This is a genomic window from Serratia sp. OLAL2 (assembly GCF_002752475.1).
GTDB classification, from domain to species: domain Bacteria; phylum Pseudomonadota; class Gammaproteobacteria; order Enterobacterales; family Enterobacteriaceae; genus Serratia; species Serratia bockelmannii.
Genome location: NZ_MSTL01000004.1, coordinates 55,439 through 72,987 on the forward strand (window position 1 = coordinate 55,439; position 17,549 = coordinate 72,987).

The window sequence follows — 17,549 nt, forward strand, 5'->3', positions numbered from 1 at the left end:
ATGGGAAATCTCAGGTGAAGTTCGTAAAGTATTTACTAATCCTTGCAGTATGTTGCATCGTGCTGGGAGCAGCCTCGATTTTCGGCTTGTACAAATATGTCGAGCCGCAGCTGCCCGACGTCGCAACGCTGAAAGACGTACGGCTGCAGATACCGATGCAGGTTTACAGCGCCGATGGCGAACTGATCGCCCAATACGGTGAGAAGCGCCGCATTCCGCTGAAACTGGAACAAATTCCGCCGGTGATGGTGCACGCATTTATCGCCACCGAAGACAGCCGCTTCTATGATCACCATGGCGTCGATCCGGTCGGCATCTTCCGCGCCGCCTCAATCGCGCTGGTCTCCGGCCACGCTTCGCAGGGGGCCAGTACCATTACCCAACAGCTGGCGCGTAACTTCTTCTTAAGCCCGGAACGCACCCTGATGCGTAAAATCAAGGAAGCTTTCCTGGCGGTACGCATCGAGCAGATGCTCACCAAGGATGAAATCCTTGAGCTGTATCTGAACAAGATCTATCTGGGTTACCGCGCCTACGGCGTGGGCGCCGCCGCACAGGTCTATTTCGGCAAAGACGTCAGCCAGCTCACCCTGAGCGAGATGGCGACCATCGCCGGCCTGCCGAAAGCCCCGTCTACCTTCAACCCGCTCTATTCGCACGATCGCGCCGTTGCCCGCCGCAACGTGGTGCTGTCGCGCATGCTGGACGAGCATTACATCACGCAGGCGCAGTACGATCAGGCGCGCGCCGAAGATCTGGTCGCCAACTACCATGCGCCGGAAATCAGCTTCTCCGCGCCGTATCTCTCCGAGATGGTGCGTCAGGAGATGATCAAGCGCTACGGTGAAAACGCCTATACCGACGGTTACAAGGTTTACACCACCGTCACCAAACGGCTGCAGCTGGCGGCGCAGGAGTCGGTACGCAACAACGTGCTGGCCTATGACATGCGCCACGGCTACCGCGGCCCATCCAACGTGTTGTGGAAAGTCGGCGAAGCGGCCTGGGATCGCAAACAGATTGTCGACTCGCTGAAAAACTTGCCGAGCTACGGCCCACTGGCGCCGGCGGTCATCACCGCTGCTAACCCGCAGGAAGCGACGGCGATGCTGGCCGATGGCAGCAGCATTGCCCTGCCGATGGCCACCATGCGCTGGGCGCGGCCGTACCGTTCAGACACTCAGCAAGGCCCAACGCCGAAACGCGTCACTGACGTGGTGCAGACAGGTCAGCAGGTATGGGTGCGTAAAGTGAACGACGCCTGGTGGCTGTCGCAGGTGCCGGACGTCAACTCGGCGCTGGTCTCGATCAACCCGAACGACGGCGCGGTGAAAGCGCTGGTCGGCGGCTTCGACTTCAACCAGAGCAAGTTCAACCGCGTGACGCAGGCCCTGCGTCAGGTGGGGTCAAACATCAAACCGTTCCTGTACACCGCCGCGATGGATAAAGGCCTGACGCTGGCCACCATCCTGAACGATTTGCCGATCACCCGCTGGGATGCCGGCGCCGGCACCGACTGGCGGCCGAAGAACTCACCGCCGACCTACGACGGCCCGATTCGCCTGCGGCAGGGGCTGGGGCAATCGAAGAACGTGGTGATGGTGCGCGCAATGCGTGCGATGGGCGTCGACTACGCGGCGGAATATCTGCAGCGCTTCGGCTTCCCGGCACAGAACATCGTGCATACCGAATCGCTGGCGCTAGGTTCCGCCTCCTTCACCCCGATGCAGCTGGTACGCGGCTACGCGGTGCTGGCGAACGGCGGTTACCTGGTTGACCCGTACTTCATCACCAAGATTGAAGACGACAACGGCAATACGGTGTTCGAAGCTAAACCGAAAGTGGTGTGCAGCAGCTGCAACCTGCCGGTGATCTACGGCGACACCCACCGTTCGGCGGTGCTGTCCGACGACAACATCGAAAACGTCGCCACCTCGCAGGAAGGCAGCAACAGCACGGTGCCGATGCCGCAGCTGGAGCAGGTTACCCCGGCTCAGGTGCAGCAGGACGGTGACCAACAGTATGCGCCGCACGTGATCAGCACGCCGCTGGCCTTCCTGATCCACGACGCGCTGAACAGCAACATCTTCGGCGAACCGGGTTGGATGGGCACTGCCTGGCGTGCCGGGCGCGATCTGAAACGTCATGATATCGGCGGCAAAACCGGTACCACCAACAGTTCCAAAGACGCCTGGTTCTCCGGCTATGGCCCGGATACCGTGACGTCGGTGTGGATCGGTTTCGACGATCACCGCCGCGATCTGGGCCGTTCGACGGTATCCGGCGCTATCCCGGATCAGATTTCCGGCGGTGAAGGCGGAGCCAAGAGCGCCCAGCCGGCGTGGGACGACTTCATGAAGACCGCGCTGGAAGGCATTCCGGAGCAGAAAGTCACGCCGCCGCCAGGCATCATCAGCGTCACCATCGACAAAAGCAGCGGCAAGCTCTCCGGCGGTGGCGGTGGCAGCCGTTCCGAGTACTTTATCGAAGGGACGCAGCCGACGGACTACCCATCGCGCGATACCGGCACCACATTGACCGATCCGGGCGGTGAAAGCCACGAGCTGTTCTGATCGAAAAGGGCCAGAGAAATCTGGCCCTTTTTTTATTCGGCGCGAAGCGTATCAGCGCGACGCGCGCAAAAACGCCTCGGAGAGAAACAGCGCGCTGACGTTGCGCGCCTCACGGAAATCCGGTTCCGCCAGCAACGCCATCATGTTGGCGATCGGCCAGCGCACCTGCGGCAAGGGCTCCGGTTCATCCCCTTCCAGGCTCTGCGGGTAGAGATCGTGGGCCAGCACGATATTCATTTTGCTGGAAAAGTAGGATGGCGCCATCGTCAGCTTACTGAGAAAATCAAAGCGCTTCGCGCCGTATCCCACCTCTTCCATCAGCTCGCGGTTGGCCGCTTCCAGCACGCCCTCTCCGGGATCGATCAACCCTTTAGGGAAACCCAGCTCATAGGATTCAGTGCCCACCGCATATTCGCGGATCAGCAGCAGGTCATCGCCAATCACCGGCACGATCATCACCGCTTCGCGATCCGAAGGCCGCATGCGCTCATACACCCGCCGAACCCCGTTGCTGAATTCCAAATCGACCGACTCGACGTTGAACAAACGCGAACGCGCGACCGTTTCCACTTTCAGAATTTTAGGTTTTTGCAGGTGTTTATCCATGATTGCCTCAAAGAGGTTACCCAGGCGTGGACGGGGCAACCGAAATAATGATTGGCGTAACGCACGGCTCGTTGGCGCTCAAATGCTGACCAAATTCGATCCTGATCACATTGTGCGTTAAGGGCAAGCTCCGCCGCAACGAGCATGAACAGTAATTTACTTTCTTTTAACAAGCGTAGCCAGCGGCGGGCGATTTTCCGTACTGATTCAGCAAACAGCACGCATGAAAATAGGATAATGCCGATATCGACGGCAGAGGCCGGTTGCTAGTATCACGCAGGCAAGAATCAGTGATAAAATGGCCTTGCGTCATGAAGGAATGAGATCCAGAGCGAGAATCTGTTTGTTCCCTCATTAGTTCTGGGTGCCTCCTGGCGGTTTACTCCGTATAATATTCAGCTTTTCATCAGGTTGGCGAAATTCACGGGTGTGAGATGGGGATTGCATGAGCACAATAGTGTTGATATTGGCCTTAGTGCTTGTCTGCCTGATTGCCGCCGGCCTGTACCTGTGGTTCAAGGCCCGCAACCCGTCGGCGCTGGCGCACGCGTTGCCGTTTATCAAGCCTGCCCACCGCAAGCTGACCGATGAAGAGCGCGCCGCGGTCGAGTTCTACCTCAATCAGCAAAACAAGCTGAGCAACAAACTGTTGCCCGGCGGCGGCGCTACGCTGCCCGCAGCCAAACTGGCGCTCACCCCGCAAAGCGATAACGTTTATCCCGTCACGCACGCCATCACCCGCTACGGTCTGGCCAGCGACGATCCCAATAAATGGCGCTATTACCTCGATGCCGAAGAGGTACATCTGCCGCCGTTTTGGGAACCCTACATCACCGCCGACAACCATGTGGAAGTGATCCGAACCCAGACGCTGCCGCTGGTGATTTCGCTCAACGGGCACTCGCTGAAAGATCATATTCACGACCAGCCGCAGCCGCCGGTGGTGACCGCCGCGCCGACCAAAAACGCTTCCATCCGCAAGGAAGAGAGCGAACATGTCGAGCTGGTGAACATTCGTAAGGAAACGCCGGAAGAGCATGCGCTGAACCGGCCGAACGGCATCCGTGAAGCCGTCATCATCTCCGCCGCGCTGCTGCTGCTGTTCTTCAGCCTGATCAGCCCGGTGCTGGTGATCCCGTGGATGATTTTCGTGGCGGTGCTGATGATCGCCTGGGGATGCTGGAACCTGTTCCGCCGTCCGGCGTCACGCGAGCTGAAAGAGATCCACTGCCTGCGCGGCACGCCGAAGCGCTGGGGCCTGTTCGGCGAATCCGGCCAGGGACAGATCAGCAACATTTCACTCGGCATCATCGATCTTATCTACCCGCCGCACTGGCAGCCGTACCTGACGCAAGACTTGGGCAAGACCACCGATGTGGACGTCTACCTCAATCGGCAGGTGGTGCGCCAGGGCCGTTTCCTCTCGCTGCATGACGAAGTGAAGAATTTTCCGCTGCAGCAGTGGGGCCGCAACGCGGTGCTGGTCGCCAGTTCGGCACTGGTACTGCTGTTGTTGCTGATCTATATCCCGCTCAATCTGCCGCTGACCCTCAGCATGGCCTGGCTGCAAGGCGCGCAAAAAGTGGAAGTGACCAGCGTACAGGCGCTGGAAGCTACGCCGCTGCGCATCGGCGACACCCTAAAGGTGCGCGGCAGCGGCATGTGCTATGTGCCGCCGCCGGCCAACGGTGGCGGCGCCGTCAATTTTGCGCCGTTCGATTGCTCCGGCATTTACTGGAACAACGCCGCCCCGCTGCCGCAGCCGGAATCAGAAGTCATAGACAAAGCGACGGCCCTGCTGGCCACGGTCAACAGCCAGCTGCATCCGAGCGGCACCGATCAGAAGATCAACCCGCAGCTGGCCAGCGCCATCGAGAAATCCGGCATGATCCTGTTGGATGACTTTTCTGATATCGTTTTGAAAACACAGGATTTATGCCAGGCAGAAAACGACTGTGTGCGGCTGAAAAACGCGCTGGTCAACCTGGGCAACGCCAAAAACTGGAGCGGCCTGGTGAAACGCGCCAGATCAGGCGCGCTGCAAGGCGTCAACGTCCTGCTGCGCCCGGTAAGCGCCGAGTCGCTGGAAAGCCTGACCAAAGTGGCCACGTCGTCGTTCATCTTCAATGAAACGCGTCTGGCCGCCGCGGCGCTCAACAGCCCGCCGCCGGGCGGTTTCCTGATCCGCAGCGATGAAGGTCGACAGTTGGTCAGCCATCCGCAATCCTCAGCGCCGCAGAGCGAATACAACGCTCTTGACCAGTGGAATGAGTTGCAGCGCCTTTCCACTCTGCTGCTGCATACCCCATTCCAGGCGCAGGGGGTGATCACCAGCCTCAGCGTCGATGCCAACGGCACCCGCCACGTGGCGTTGCACAGCGAACCGGACATGATCACCCTGTGGCGCTACCTCGGTACCAGCCTGCTGTTGCTGGCGGTGGTCGTCAGCCTGGGCTATAACGCCTGGCGGCTGGTACAGCGTCGGCGCATCAATCAGCACCGCGTCGCCGATATCCAGCGTTACTACGACAGCTGCTTCAATCCGCAGCTCAATCCGATGTCAATGCGGCCGATGGCCTGAACCTGACGCCGGGGGTCTCCGCCCTGTCATCTGCTTATGCTACGCTAACGCTATTATTCTCATCTGCGGACCGCCCGTCGGTCCGCCCATGGAGTTTTTATGGTTCCCGAGTTTGATTGGCCGCAGATCGATACCGTGCTGCTGGATATGGACGGCACCTTGCTGGATCTGGAGTTCGACAGCCACTTCTGGCTCAGCCTGGTGCCGCAAGCGCTGAGCGAAAGGCGCGCCATTCCGTTCGACGAAGCCCGTCATATCATTGAACGGGAATATCAGGCGGTGCAGCACACCATGAACTGGTATTGCTTCGATTACTGGAGCGAGCGGTTGGATCTGGACATCTACCGCATGACCAGCGAAGTCGGTAGCCGCGCGCGGCTGCGCGAAGACACCGAGCCGTTTTTACGGGCGCTGCGCGACGCCGGTCTGCAAACCATTTTGCTGACCAACGCCCATCCTCACAGCCTGGCGGTGAAAATCGAGCATACCGGCCTCGATCGGCACCTTGATTTATTGTTTTCCACCCACACATTTGGTTATCCGAAAGAAGATCAGCGTCTGTGGCAGGCGGTGCAACAGCACACCGGGTTCAACCCACAGCGCACGCTGTTTGTCGATGACGGCGAGCCGATCCTCGACGCGGCGCGCACTTTCGGCATTCGTTACTGCCTGGGCGTGCAAAACCCGGACTCCAGCACGGCGGAAAAAAGCTTCCAGCGCCATCCGTCGATGCGCGACTACCGTCTGCTGATACCGGCGCTGGCCAAGGGGGAAGCATGAAGGAAAAAGCGACGCGCGACGACGCGGTCCGGCTGGATAAGTGGCTGTGGGCCGCACGCTTCTATAAGACTCGCGCGCTGGCGCGCGAAATGATCGACGGCGGCAAGGTGCATTACAACGGCCAGCGCGGCAAACCGAGCAAGATTGTCGAACTCAATGCCGAGCTTAAGCTGCGGCAGGGCAACGAAGAGCGTACGGTGATCGTGCTGGCGCTGACCAGCCAACGCCGCGGTGCCAACGAGGCGCAGCAAATGTATCAGGAAACCGAAGCCAGCATCGCCAACCGCGAAAAAATGGCGCTGGCGCGCAAGATGAACGCGTTGACCATGCCGCATCCGGACCGTCGTCCGGACAAAAAGGAGCGGCGCGACCTGATGAAATTTAAATTTGGTGAGCCGGAATAACCCCTCACCGTAATGAGAGAAGATTATGTCCAACCATGACCAATTGCACCGTTACCTGTTTGAAAACTACGCGGTGCGCGGCGAGCTGGTTACCGTCAGCGAAACCTATCAGCAGATCCTGAACAACCACGATTACCCGGCACCGGTGCAAAAACTGCTGGGCGAGCTGCTGGTCGCCACCAGTCTGTTGACCGCAACCCTGAAGTTCGACGGCGACATCACCGTGCAGCTGCAGGGCGACGGCCCGCTGAAGCTGGCGGTGATCAACGGCAACAACCGCCAGGAGATGCGTGGCGTTGCGCGCACCCAGGCGCCTATCGCCGACGACAGCACCCTGCATCAGATGATCGGCAACGGCGTCATGGTCATCACCATTTCCCCGACGGAAGGCGAGCGCTATCAGGGCGTGGTCGGCCTGGAAGGTGAAACCCTGGCAGAATGCCTGGAAGCCTACTTCCGCCAGTCCGAGCAGCTGCCAACCCGCCTGTTCATCCGCACCGGCGAAGTGGAAGGCAATGCCGCAGCAGCCGGTATGCTGCTGCAGGTGCTGCCGGCGCAGGACGGCAACCTCGATGATTTCGATCATCTGGTGCAACTGACCAACACGGTCAAAAGCGAAGAGCTGTTCGGCCTGCCGGCCAACGAAGTGTTGTACCGCCTGTACCATCAGGAAGAGGTCACCTTGTACGAACCGCAGGACGTGCAGTTCCGTTGCACCTGTTCGCGCCAGCGTTGCGCCGACGCGCTAATGACCCTGCCGACCGATGAAGTGGCGGACATGCTGGAGCAGGACGGTAATATCGACATGCACTGCGACTACTGTGGCAGCCACTATGTCTTTGACCCGGTTGATGTTGCCGCGTTGTATGCGGGTAACACCGGCGAAAGCGACCAGTTGCACTAAGTAACACCTTTTCGGCGGGCGCCCCCGGCGCCTGCCAACGCCCGCCGTTTGCACGTTTGCTTTTTTCCGTGTGCTATCTCTCAGATCGTAACGAAATACCGCCTAAAACGTTAAATATTTGATACCCATCGCGGTTACTCACCGTTAGATCCCTACAATTGCCGCCAGAAATTCTGTGACCAAGGAGTAGTAACATGCGCGTTAAAGGTATAACCCCTCAGGATCTGGCCGCTTACGGCATTCACGACGTTAGCGAAATCGTTCACAACCCGAGCTATGAACTGCTGTTTAAGGAAGAAACAGACCCATCTCTGGAAGGTTTTGAGCGTGGGGTAGTCACCAAGCTGGGTGCCGTCTCCGTCGATACCGGCATCTTCACCGGCCGTTCGCCGAAAGACAAATACATCGTCCGCGACGACATCACCCGCGATACCGTGTGGTGGGCCGATCAGGGCAAAGGCAAAAACGACAACAAACCTCTCAGCCCGGAAGTGTGGGCCGATCTGAAACACCTGGTCACCGAGCAGCTTTCCGGCAAACGTCTGTTCGTGGTGGATACCTTCTGCGGCGCCAACGCTGACTCGCGCCTGAAAGTGCGTTTCATCACCGAGGTGGCCTGGCAGGCGCACTTCGTGAAAAACATGTTCATCCGCCCGAGCGACGACGAGCTGGCTGACTTCGAGCCGGACTTCGTGGTGATGAACGGCGCCAAATGCACCAACCCGAACTGGCAGCAACAAGGCCTGAACTCGGAGAACTTCGTCGCCTTCAACCTGACCGAGCGCATGCAGTTGATCGGCGGCACCTGGTACGGCGGCGAAATGAAGAAAGGCATGTTCTCGATGATGAACTACCTGCTGCCGCTGAAAGGCATCGCTTCGATGCACTGCTCGGCCAACGTGGGCGAGAAAGGCGACGTGGCGGTGTTCTTCGGCCTGTCCGGTACCGGCAAGACCACCCTTTCCACCGATCCTAAGCGTCAGCTGATCGGCGATGACGAGCACGGCTGGGACGATGACGGCGTGTTTAACTTCGAAGGCGGCTGCTACGCCAAGACCATCAAGCTCTCTGAAGAAGCCGAGCCGGACATCTATCACGCCATCAAACGCGACGCGCTGCTGGAAAACGTCACCGTGCTGGCCGACGGCAGCATCGACTTCAACGACGGTTCGAAAACCGAGAACACCCGCGTTTCTTACCCGATCTACCATATCCAAAACATCGTCAAGCCGGTGTCCAAAGCGGGTCACGCCACCAAAGTGATCTTCCTGACCGCCGACGCCTTCGGCGTGTTGCCGCCGGTATCGCGTCTGACCGCCAACCAGACTCAGTATCACTTCCTGTCCGGTTTCACCGCCAAATTGGCCGGCACCGAACGCGGCGTAACCGAGCCAACGCCAACCTTCTCCGCCTGCTTCGGCGCTGCGTTCCTGTCACTGCACCCGACGCAGTACGCCGAAGTGTTGGTGAAACGCATGCAGGCCGCCGGCGCCCAGGCTTACCTGGTCAACACCGGCTGGAACGGCACCGGCAAACGCATCTCGATCAAAGATACGCGCGGCATCATCGACGCCATCCTGAGCGGTGAAATCGACAAGGCGGAAACCGTTACCCTGCCAATCTTCGATCTGGCGATGCCGACCGCGCTGCCGGGCGTGAACCCAGAGATCCTCGATCCGCGCAATACCTACGCCAGCCTCGAGCAGTGGCAGGAAAAAGCGCAGGATCTGGCCGAGCGCTTCATCACCAACTTCGACAAATACACCGACACGCCTGCGGGCGCCGCGCTGGTTAGCGCCGGCCCGAAGCTGTAATTCGGTAGCGTTACCTCTTCAGCTAAGGCGCGGATCCCGCGCCTTTTTTTATTTTCATCGATTGCTTTTTAACCAGCAAGGCGAGAAAATAAGTCAATGCAATCATTGATAGCAAAGGAGGTTTAAATGGCGACTATCACCGTCAGAAATCTGGACGACGAAATCAAAGAGCTGCTGCGTATCTCAGCGGCGAAAAACGGCCATTCTATGGAAGAGGAAGCGCGCATGATCCTGAAACAGGCGCTGGTGAAAAAGCCGCCGCGCTATGGATTGGGTACCTGGATGCATCAGCACTTCGCCGAATTCGGCGGCGTTGAGCTGGAGATCCCACCGCGTGACGCCGTGCCGCCACGCATCGTCACCTTTGATGATGAAGATGACAACGCATGATCATTATCGACACCAACGTCATTTCAGAAACGCTGCGTCCCAGCCCGTACTACAACGTCATTAACTGGTTAAATGAAAAGGACAATGACGAGCTCTATCTCAGCGCCATTGTCCTCGCCGAACTGTTCAGCGGCGTCGCCTGCATGCCTGACGGCAAGCGCCAGCGGGATCTCAAGCTGAAATTGGCGGACGCCATTGAATTGAAGTTCGAGGGGCAGATATTGCCGTTTGATGGGCTGTGCGCGATGCAATACGCGGAATTGACGGCAAGGAATCGGCTGCTGGGTAAAGCGATGAGCGTGCCGGATACCCAAATCGCCGCCACCTGCCTGCATTACGGTGCCGCCCTGGCCACCCGCAATACCAAAGACTTCCTCCACTGCGGTATCGAATTAATCGATCCGTGGCAGGCGCCGACCGGCCGCCGGTTGCATGAGGATGCGGCGGAATACTACGTGATGAGCAGAAAGTCCTGACGGGGCCGCAGCGGCGCGGCCCACATCAGAGGTCAGGCGTTTTCCCTGGCCGTTTGATGACCGTTGGTCGACTCTTTTTTCTCCATCGGCAACGGAATATACGCGCGGATCAACAGCCCGCCGCGCTCGCTGGTGCCGATATCCAGTTCGCCGTCATGCGCGTCGATAATACGCTGCACGATCGCCAGCCCCAGACCGGTGCCGCTGGTGCTGCGCGCGCTGTCACCGCGTACGAACGGCTGCAGCAGGTGCTTCAACTCTTCCGGCTTGATACCCGGGCCGTCATCTTCCACCTGGAACCAGCCGCGCTGCAGCTCGCGGCCGCTGCTGACCTTGATCCAGCCGTTGCCGTAACGCGCCGCGTTCACCACCATGTTCACCGCCGCCCGCTTAATCGACAGTGGGTGCACGTTCATCATCAGTTCGCCCGGTGACAACGCGGTTTCAATCACCCGCTCATAACCGCTCTCCGCCGCAACCACCTCGCCCAAAATGGCGTTCAGGTCGCTGCTTTCGGTCGGCATCTCCTGCCCGGTGCGCAGATAATCGATGAACTGCTCAATGATGGCGTTGCACTCTTCGATGTCTTTATTGATCGACTCGGCCAGATAGCCGTCTTCGGCGCTCATCATCTCCGTCGCCAGCCGGATACGCGTCAACGGCGTGCGCAGATCATGGCTGACCCCGGCCATCAGCAAGGTGCGATCGTCCGCCAGCTGCTTGACGCCCGACGCCATCTGATTGAATGCGCGAGTCACCGACCGCACTTCGGAAGCCCCATACTCGCGCAGCGGCGGCGGAATAATCCCTTTGCCCACCTGCAGCGCCGCATGTTCCAGCTCCACCAGCGGGCGGTTTTGAATACGAATAAACAGCCAGGCACCGCCGATCGCGAGCAGCATGATCGCCAGCGTATAGCGGAACAGCGGAGAGAAGTCGCCCTGATGGATTTCCGTCAGCGGTACGCGCACCCAGATATCGGGCTGCAGCCAGGTTTTCAGCCACACCACCGGGGAGTTCTTGTTCACCTCCACACGCACATCGGTCGGCCCGCCGAGCTGCTGCGCCATCTGCTGGCTGAGGAACTGGTAGTGCTGCGCCCAGCGCAGGCCGCTCTCCTCCGCCGCCGAGTTGGTGTAGAGAGAAATGCCCAACTCGCGGTAGATCTCACGACGGAACGCCGGCGGTACCTCCAGCAGCGTGCCGTCCTCCAGCTGCAGCCGATCGGTCATCAGCATACGCACTTCGTAGGCCAATACCTTGTTGAACTGCTGCAGGCTGGGCAGGATGGCGAAGTTCAGCACCACCAGATAGGTCGTCACCAGGCTGACGAACAGCAAGGTGACGATCAACAACAGGGTTCGGGCAAACGAGCTACGCGGTGAAAAGCGCAATCGCCTCATGCCTTACTGCCGTCCGGGACGAAGACGTAGCCGAGACCCCACACGGTCTGGATATAACGCGGATGCGCCGGATCTTCTTCAACCATACGGCGCAGACGAGAGATCTGCACGTCGATGGAGCGTTCCATGGCGCTGTATTCGCGGCCACGCGCCAGGTTCATCAGCTTATCGCGCGACAGCGGTTCACGCGGGTGGCTGACCAGCGCCTTCAGTACCGCGAACTCGCCGCTGGTCAACGGCATCGGCTCGTCTTCGCGGAACATCTCGCGGGTGCCGAGGTTCAGTTTGAATTTGCCGAAAGCGATCACCGCTTCTTCCTGCGAAGGCGCGCCCGGCAGTTCGTTCGCCTGGCGGCGCAGCACCGCGCGGATACGAGCCAACAGCTCACGCGGGTTGAACGGTTTAGGAATGTAGTCGTCGGCGCCGATTTCCAGGCCCACGATGCGATCGACCTCTTCGCCTTTCGCGGTGACCATAATGATCGGCATCGGGTTGCTCTGGCTGCGCAGGCGGCGGCAGATGGACAGGCCGTCTTCGCCCGGCAACATCAGATCGAGCACCATCAAATGGAAGGATTCACGGGTCAGCAAGCGATCCATTTGCTCAGCGTTGGCAACGCTGCGAACCTGGAAGCCCTGCTCGGTTAAATAACGTTCTAAAAGCGCGCGCAGGCGCATGTCATCATCGACAACCAGGATCTTATGATTCTCTTGCATGGTATTACTCCCAAAGGCTTTATTGCCTGACTCGAATATTGTTAGAAAACCTTGCCATTTGAGACAGCGTTTAATGGTATGTATTCTAGACGAAATTGTTACAAAGCTTATTCTTTTCCCCATTTATCAACAATTTTCAGTGAATGTCGACGGGGGTTCGTCAAAATTTCGCCCTTTATCGGCGCAATGTGGGGCGACGGCCCAATTTTGTGCAATTTCGCCACCGGGGAAGCGCCCGGTGGCGTTCAGCTGTCGGGTCAGGAGGTCTGCAGGAAACGTGCCAGCTGCCTACGCAGCTGCCGGTTCTCTTGCTGTAGCGCATCAACCCGATCGAGCAGCGTCAGCGCCATGGCGATCCCCGGCCAGTCCAGATCCAGCTCGGCCCGCAGCCTGCGCGCGCGCTGCAGATGGCTCAGCGCCGGATAATCAAACTCCCAGCGCGGCTGCGCCGGCTCCAACGGCACGATCACGCCCAGGCCGACGATCTCGACCAGCTCATCCTCTGAAATCTCCACTCGCTGACACAGCTCCACCACGGTGAATGTGATCTCTTTCTTCATCATGTGCTTTACTCCCATTCCGCGCGCGGGTTGAACGCCGCCTGTTCAGCCAGCTCTCGCCACAGGGCGCTGGCCTTCTCGTTCGGCTTCGGCGGCATCACCACCTTGAGAATGACATACAGATCGCCGGGCTCTTTCTTGCCCGCCAGCCCTTTGCCTTTGACCCTCAGCCGTTTGCCGCTCTGGCTGCCGGCCGGCACGGTCAGCGCGATTTTTCCGCTCAGCGTCGGCACCTCGATGCTGGCACCCAGTGCCGCTTCCCACGGAGCGAGCGGCGCCACGATGCTCAGGTTGTGGCCATCTATCTCAAACAGCGGGTGCGGCGCGAGGCGGATGACCAGATACAGATCGCCGTTTTGGCCGCCGCCCACGCCGGCAACGCCCTGCCCCTTGAGGCGAATGCGCTCGCCATCGCCCACGCCGGCCGGGATTTTCACGTTCAACGTTTTGTTGGCTTCGCTCACCTGCCGCCCCAGCTCGTCATACACCGGCAGCGTATAGGAGATCTCGCGGCTTTGGCCATGCAGCGTTTCCTCGAGGAACAGCGGCACCTCCATCTCCAGATCCTGGCCGCGGAAGCCATGCCCGCCGTGCGAGTGCGAAGCGGAACGGTGCCCGCCCGCCGCACGCCCGCCGAACATGCTCTCGAAGAAGTCGGAGAAGTCTTGCGCGTCGGCGCCGCCGCCGTGCCATGAAGCGCTCTGCTGATAGCCGCCGTGATCGCCGCGCGCCTGGCGGCCAAAGTTCGGATCGTTGCGGTGCAGCCGGATCTGATCGTACTCGGCGCGGCGCTCGTCGTCCTTCAGCACCTCATAGGCTTCGGCCAGCTCCTTGAACTTGCTCTCGGCGTCGTCTTCAGTGCTCACGTCAGGGTGATATTTACGCGCCAGCCGGCGGTAGGCCGTTTTGATGGTTTTCAGATCGGCGTTGGGCTCAACGCCCATCGTGGCGTAGTAATCTTTAAATTCCATGCGGTAATACCTTCAATGTGTTGGGTTGTGCGCCAAAATTCCTTGTCTCTCTCGCCAGATATCCTCCTTCGTCACATTCCTTTTCCGCTATCGCTAAGCATACTCCCGATTGTTAAAAGCTGCGCAAACTGAATAAAAACCGTGCGACAAGGCGCAGGCCCGCGCGCCATTTCTAAAGCCCCCCGCATTCACGTACACTGTGGCGGTGGCCCCATAAAGATAAATCACGATGAGAACTCAACTGATAACCCGTGAAGGGTATGACAAGCTCAAACAAGAGCTGGATTACCTCTGGCGTGAAGAACGCCCCGAGGTGACCAAAAAAGTGACCTGGGCCGCCAGCCTGGGCGACAGAAGCGAAAACGCCGACTACCAGTACAACAAGAAGCGGCTGCGCGAAATTGACCGCCGTGTCCGCTATCTGACCAAATGCCTGGAGCAGTTGAAGATCGTCGATTACTCCCCGCAGCAGGAAGGCAAGGTGTTCTTCGGTGCCTGGGTGGAGGTGGAGAATGACGACGGCGAGACCAAACGCTTTCGCATCGTCGGTTACGACGAGATTTTCGGCCGCAAGGATTACATCTCCATCGATGCGCCGATGGCGCGCGCCCTGCTGAAAAAAGAGGTCGGGGACATCGCCACCGTCAATACGCCGCTGGGCGAGGCACAGTGGTACGTAAATGAGATAAACTACCCGAAGTAAGCTTTCAGCTTTTTCCGAACCGCCGCCAACGCCGCCGCCTGAGCTGTTCTCCACGTTGCGGCCGCGCGGCGGCGGCCCGCTCCACTGGCATTTTCCGCGATCAATCCGTATAACTGTCCCCTGTTTATTCACCGTTCTCAATACAGATACCAGACCTATGAATGACCCACTGAGCCGCATTATTGCAACAGAACTGCAGGCCCGGCCGGAGCAAGTCGACTCCGCCATCCGTCTGCTGGATGAAGGTAATACCGTGCCCTTTATTGCACGCTATCGTAAGGAAGTCACCGGGGGCCTGGACGACACCCAACTGCGCCAGCTGGAAACCCGCCTGGGTTATCTGCGTGAACTGGAAGATCGTCGTCAGACCATCCTGAAGTCGATCGATGAACAGGGCAAACTGACCGAACAGCTGGCGGGGGCGATCAACGCCACGCTGAGCAAGACCGAACTCGAAGACCTCTACCTGCCGTACAAACCGAAGCGCCGCACCCGTGGCCAGATCGCCATCGAAGCCGGTCTGGAACCGCTGGCGGACGCGCTGTGGCAGGATCCGCAACAGCAGCCGGAACAGCTGGCTGAACGCTACGTCGACGCCGACAAGGGCGTGGCGGACGTGAAAGCCGCCCTCGACGGCGCGCGCTATATCCTGATGGAGCGCTTCGCCGAAGACGCCACGCTGCTGGCCAAGGTGCGCGACTACCTGTGGAAAAACGCCCATCTGGTGTCCAAGGTGGTCGAGGGCAAGGAAGAAGAAGGCGCCAAGTTCCGCGACTACTTCGATCACCACGAACCGATTTCTCAGGTGCCTTCGCACCGCGCGCTGGCGATGTTCCGCGGCCGCAACGAAGGCGTGCTGCAGCTGGCGCTGAACGCCGATCCGCAATTTGAGGAAGCGCCGCGCGAAAGCCAGGCGGAGCTGATCATCATCAATCACCTCAACCTGCGCCTGAACAACGCCCCGGCCGACGCCTGGCGCAAGGCGGTGGTCAACTGGACCTGGCGCATCAAGGTGCTGCTGCACCTGGAAACCGAGCTGATGGGCACGGTGCGCGAGCGCGCGGAAGACGAAGCAATCAACGTGTTCGCCCGCAACATGCATGATCTGCTGATGGCCGCGCCGGCCGGCATGCGCGCCACCATGGGCCTCGATCCGGGCCTGCGCACCGGGGTGAAAGTCGCCGTGGTCGACGCAACCGGCAAGCTGGTCGCCACCGACACCGTCTACCCGCACACCGGGCAAGCGGCCAAAGCCGCCGCCATCGTCGCGGCACTGTGCATCAAACATAACGTGGAGCTGGTGGCCATCGGCAACGGCACCGCTTCGCGTGAGACCGAGCGCTTCTATCTCGACCTGCAAAAACAGTTCGGCGAGGTCCGGGCGCAGAAAGTGATCGTCAGCGAAGCGGGCGCGTCGGTGTATTCCGCGTCCGAACTGGCGGCGCTGGAATTCCCGGATCTCGACGTGTCGCTGCGCGGCGCGGTGTCCATCGCTCGTCGCCTGCAGGATCCGCTGGCAGAGCTGGTGAAGATCGACCCGAAATCCATCGGCGTCGGCCAGTATCAGCACGACGTCAGCCAGAGCCAGTTGGCGAAGAAGCTGGATTCGGTGGTGGAAGACTGCGTGAACGCCGTCGGCGTCGATCTGAACACCGCATCGGTACCATTGCTGACCCGCGTGGCCGGCCTGACACGCATGATGGCGCAGAACATCGTCAACTGGCGCGACGAGAACGGCCGCTTCAGCAACCGTGAACAGCTGCTGAAAGTCAGCCGTCTGGGGCCGAAGGCCTTCGAACAGTGCGCCGGCTTCCTGCGCATCAACCACGGCGACAACCCGCTGGATGCCTCCACCGTTCACCCGGAAGCCTACCCGGTGGTGCAGCGCATCCTGGCCGCCACCGAGCAGGCGCTGCAGGACCTGATGGGCAACGCCTCGGCGGTGCGCAGCCTGAAAGCGGTCGATTTCACCGACGACAAGTTCGGCGTGCCGACGGTCACCGACATCCTGAAAGAGCTGGAGAAGCCGGGCCGCGACCCGCGTCCGGAGTTCAAAACCGCCACCTTTGCCGAAGGCGTGGAAACCCTCAACGATCTGCAGCCGGGGATGATCCTGGAAGGGTCGGTCACTAACGTCACCAACTTCGGCGCCTTCGTGGATATCGGCGTGCATCAGGATGGCCTGGTGCACATCTCCTCGCTGGCGGACAAGTTCGTCGAAGATCCGCACACCGTGGTGAAGGCCGGCGACATCGTCAAAGTGAAGGTGATGGAAGTCGATCTGCAGCGTAAACGCATCGCGCTGAGCATGCGCCTGGATGAGCAACCGGGCGAAGGTTCACCGCGCCGCGGCGGCAACGCGCCGGCACAGGCACGCGACAACGCCAACCGTTCGGCAGGCGGCAACAAGGCCAAACCGCGCAATGCGGCGCCGGCCGGCAACAGCGCCATGGGCGACGCGCTGGCGGCGGCATTCGGCAAGAAACGCTAAGTCAGAGCCAATAGGGCGGAGCCTGCTCCGCCCTTTCTGATGAATAAAACTTGCTGCATTTCTTGACCCGTCTCAATAAACCATCATCTTTTTATTTCCCGTTCCTGCGTGACCGCCCTCCCATTATTCAGGCAACAAAAATGCCTTCTGCAGCCATTTATTAACAACTCCGTTAAC

The 17,549-nt window shown here is 59.7% G+C and carries 15 protein-coding genes; 10 read left to right on the top strand and 5 right to left on the bottom strand.

What is annotated here, in order from left to right:
- Positions 1-14: 14 nt before the first annotated feature.
- Entirely contained in the window at positions 15-2,573 is a 2,559-nt protein-coding gene (gene mrcA / locus BVU99_RS04955; protein WP_049294950.1) for a peptidoglycan glycosyltransferase/peptidoglycan DD-transpeptidase MrcA, read from the top strand.
- Between the two features lie 51 nt (positions 2,574-2,624).
- On the opposite strand, the gene nudE is transcribed toward mrcA, so the two are convergent.
- A complete protein-coding gene (gene nudE, locus BVU99_RS04960; protein ID WP_015379304.1) occupies positions 2,625-3,179 on the bottom strand; it encodes an ADP compounds hydrolase NudE in 555 nt (184 codons plus the stop codon).
- A gap of 445 nt (positions 3,180-3,624) precedes the next feature.
- Between nudE and BVU99_RS04965 the strand changes: the two genes are divergently transcribed.
- The 7 genes from BVU99_RS04965 (at position 3,625) to BVU99_RS04995 (ending at position 10,528) form a co-directional block, all read left to right on the top strand.
- Positions 3,625-5,760, top strand: coding sequence for an intracellular growth attenuator family protein (locus tag BVU99_RS04965; protein WP_099817006.1), 2,136 nt, complete (start codon positions 3,625-3,627; stop codon positions 5,758-5,760).
- 99 nt (positions 5,761-5,859) lie between these two features.
- Complete coding sequence (yrfG, locus tag BVU99_RS04970) at positions 5,860-6,540, top strand: GMP/IMP nucleotidase (RefSeq protein ID WP_025304546.1); 681 nt, start codon at positions 5,860-5,862, stop codon at positions 6,538-6,540.
- On the top strand, positions 6,537-6,944 hold the full coding sequence (gene hslR / locus BVU99_RS04975; RefSeq protein ID WP_025304547.1) for a ribosome-associated heat shock protein Hsp15: 408 nt from the start codon (positions 6,537-6,539) through the stop codon (positions 6,942-6,944). Before yrfG ends, hslR begins: the two co-directional genes overlap by 4 nt.
- A 25-nt stretch (positions 6,945-6,969) precedes the next feature.
- Complete coding sequence (hslO, locus tag BVU99_RS04980; RefSeq protein ID WP_025304548.1) at positions 6,970-7,848, top strand: Hsp33 family molecular chaperone HslO; 879 nt, start codon at positions 6,970-6,972, stop codon at positions 7,846-7,848.
- Between the two features lie 194 nt (positions 7,849-8,042).
- On the top strand, positions 8,043-9,662 hold the full coding sequence (pckA, locus tag BVU99_RS04985; protein WP_043138920.1) for a phosphoenolpyruvate carboxykinase (ATP): 1,620 nt from the start codon (positions 8,043-8,045) through the stop codon (positions 9,660-9,662).
- Between the two features lie 126 nt (positions 9,663-9,788).
- A complete protein-coding gene (locus tag BVU99_RS04990) occupies positions 9,789-10,052 on the top strand; it encodes a plasmid stability protein (RefSeq protein ID WP_004930730.1) in 264 nt (87 codons plus the stop codon).
- Positions 10,049-10,528, top strand: a complete 480-nt coding sequence (locus tag BVU99_RS04995; RefSeq protein ID WP_016930378.1) for a type II toxin-antitoxin system VapC family toxin — start codon at positions 10,049-10,051, stop codon at positions 10,526-10,528. Before BVU99_RS04990 ends, BVU99_RS04995 begins: the two co-directional genes overlap by 4 nt.
- Positions 10,529-10,560: 32 nt before the next feature.
- Here the strand turns inward: BVU99_RS04995 and envZ are convergent, their stop codons facing one another.
- The 4 genes from envZ to cbpA all read right to left on the bottom strand — a co-directional run bounded on the left by envZ (position 10,561) and on the right by cbpA (position 14,178).
- Positions 10,561-11,931, bottom strand: a complete 1,371-nt coding sequence (gene envZ, locus BVU99_RS05000; protein ID WP_015379311.1) for a two-component system sensor histidine kinase EnvZ — start codon at positions 11,929-11,931, stop codon at positions 10,561-10,563.
- Positions 11,928-12,647: a two-component system response regulator OmpR gene (gene ompR / locus BVU99_RS05005; protein ID WP_004709363.1), complete on the bottom strand. Its 720-nt coding sequence runs from the start codon at positions 12,645-12,647 to the stop codon at positions 11,928-11,930. Before ompR ends, envZ begins: the two co-directional genes overlap by 4 nt.
- A gap of 257 nt (positions 12,648-12,904) precedes the next feature.
- Positions 12,905-13,210, bottom strand: coding sequence for a chaperone modulator CbpM (locus BVU99_RS05010; RefSeq protein ID WP_004930739.1), 306 nt, complete (start codon positions 13,208-13,210; stop codon positions 12,905-12,907).
- A 5-nt stretch (positions 13,211-13,215) separates the two neighbouring features.
- On the bottom strand, positions 13,216-14,178 hold the full coding sequence (gene cbpA, locus BVU99_RS05015) for a curved DNA-binding protein (RefSeq protein WP_099817007.1): 963 nt from the start codon (positions 14,176-14,178) through the stop codon (positions 13,216-13,218).
- A gap of 229 nt (positions 14,179-14,407) precedes the next feature.
- Between cbpA and greB the strand changes: the two genes are divergently transcribed.
- Both greB and BVU99_RS05025 read left to right on the top strand, forming a co-directional pair.
- A complete protein-coding gene (gene greB / locus BVU99_RS05020; RefSeq protein WP_025304551.1) occupies positions 14,408-14,881 on the top strand; it encodes a transcription elongation factor GreB in 474 nt (157 codons plus the stop codon).
- A gap of 157 nt (positions 14,882-15,038) precedes the next feature.
- A complete protein-coding gene (locus BVU99_RS05025; RefSeq protein ID WP_099817008.1) occupies positions 15,039-17,372 on the top strand; it encodes a Tex family protein in 2,334 nt (777 codons plus the stop codon).
- Positions 17,373-17,549 lie beyond the last annotated feature (177 nt).

Coding starts and splice junctions, on each gene's coding strand:
- BVU99_RS05010 (WP_004930739.1), bottom strand. CDS start 13,210: ATGATGAAGAAAGAGATCACATTCACCGTGGTGGAGCTGTGTCAGCGA.
- pckA (WP_043138920.1), top strand. CDS start 8,043: ATGCGCGTTAAAGGTATAACCCCTCAGGATCTGGCCGCTTACGGCATT.
- ompR (WP_004709363.1), bottom strand. CDS start 12,647: ATGCAAGAGAATCATAAGATCCTGGTTGTCGATGATGACATGCGCCTG.
- yrfG (WP_025304546.1), top strand. CDS start 5,860: ATGGTTCCCGAGTTTGATTGGCCGCAGATCGATACCGTGCTGCTGGAT.
- nudE (WP_015379304.1), bottom strand. CDS start 3,179: ATGGATAAACACCTGCAAAAACCTAAAATTCTGAAAGTGGAAACGGTC.
- envZ (WP_015379311.1), bottom strand. CDS start 11,931: ATGAGGCGATTGCGCTTTTCACCGCGTAGCTCGTTTGCCCGAACCCTG.
- cbpA (WP_099817007.1), bottom strand. CDS start 14,178: ATGGAATTTAAAGATTACTACGCCACGATGGGCGTTGAGCCCAACGCC.
- BVU99_RS04965 (WP_099817006.1), top strand. CDS start 3,625: ATGAGCACAATAGTGTTGATATTGGCCTTAGTGCTTGTCTGCCTGATT.
- BVU99_RS05025 (WP_099817008.1), top strand. CDS start 15,039: ATGAATGACCCACTGAGCCGCATTATTGCAACAGAACTGCAGGCCCGG.
- greB (WP_025304551.1), top strand. CDS start 14,408: ATGAGAACTCAACTGATAACCCGTGAAGGGTATGACAAGCTCAAACAA.
- hslR (WP_025304547.1), top strand. CDS start 6,537: ATGAAGGAAAAAGCGACGCGCGACGACGCGGTCCGGCTGGATAAGTGG.
- BVU99_RS04995 (WP_016930378.1), top strand. CDS start 10,049: ATGATCATTATCGACACCAACGTCATTTCAGAAACGCTGCGTCCCAGC.
- hslO (WP_025304548.1), top strand. CDS start 6,970: ATGTCCAACCATGACCAATTGCACCGTTACCTGTTTGAAAACTACGCG.
- BVU99_RS04990 (WP_004930730.1), top strand. CDS start 9,789: ATGGCGACTATCACCGTCAGAAATCTGGACGACGAAATCAAAGAGCTG.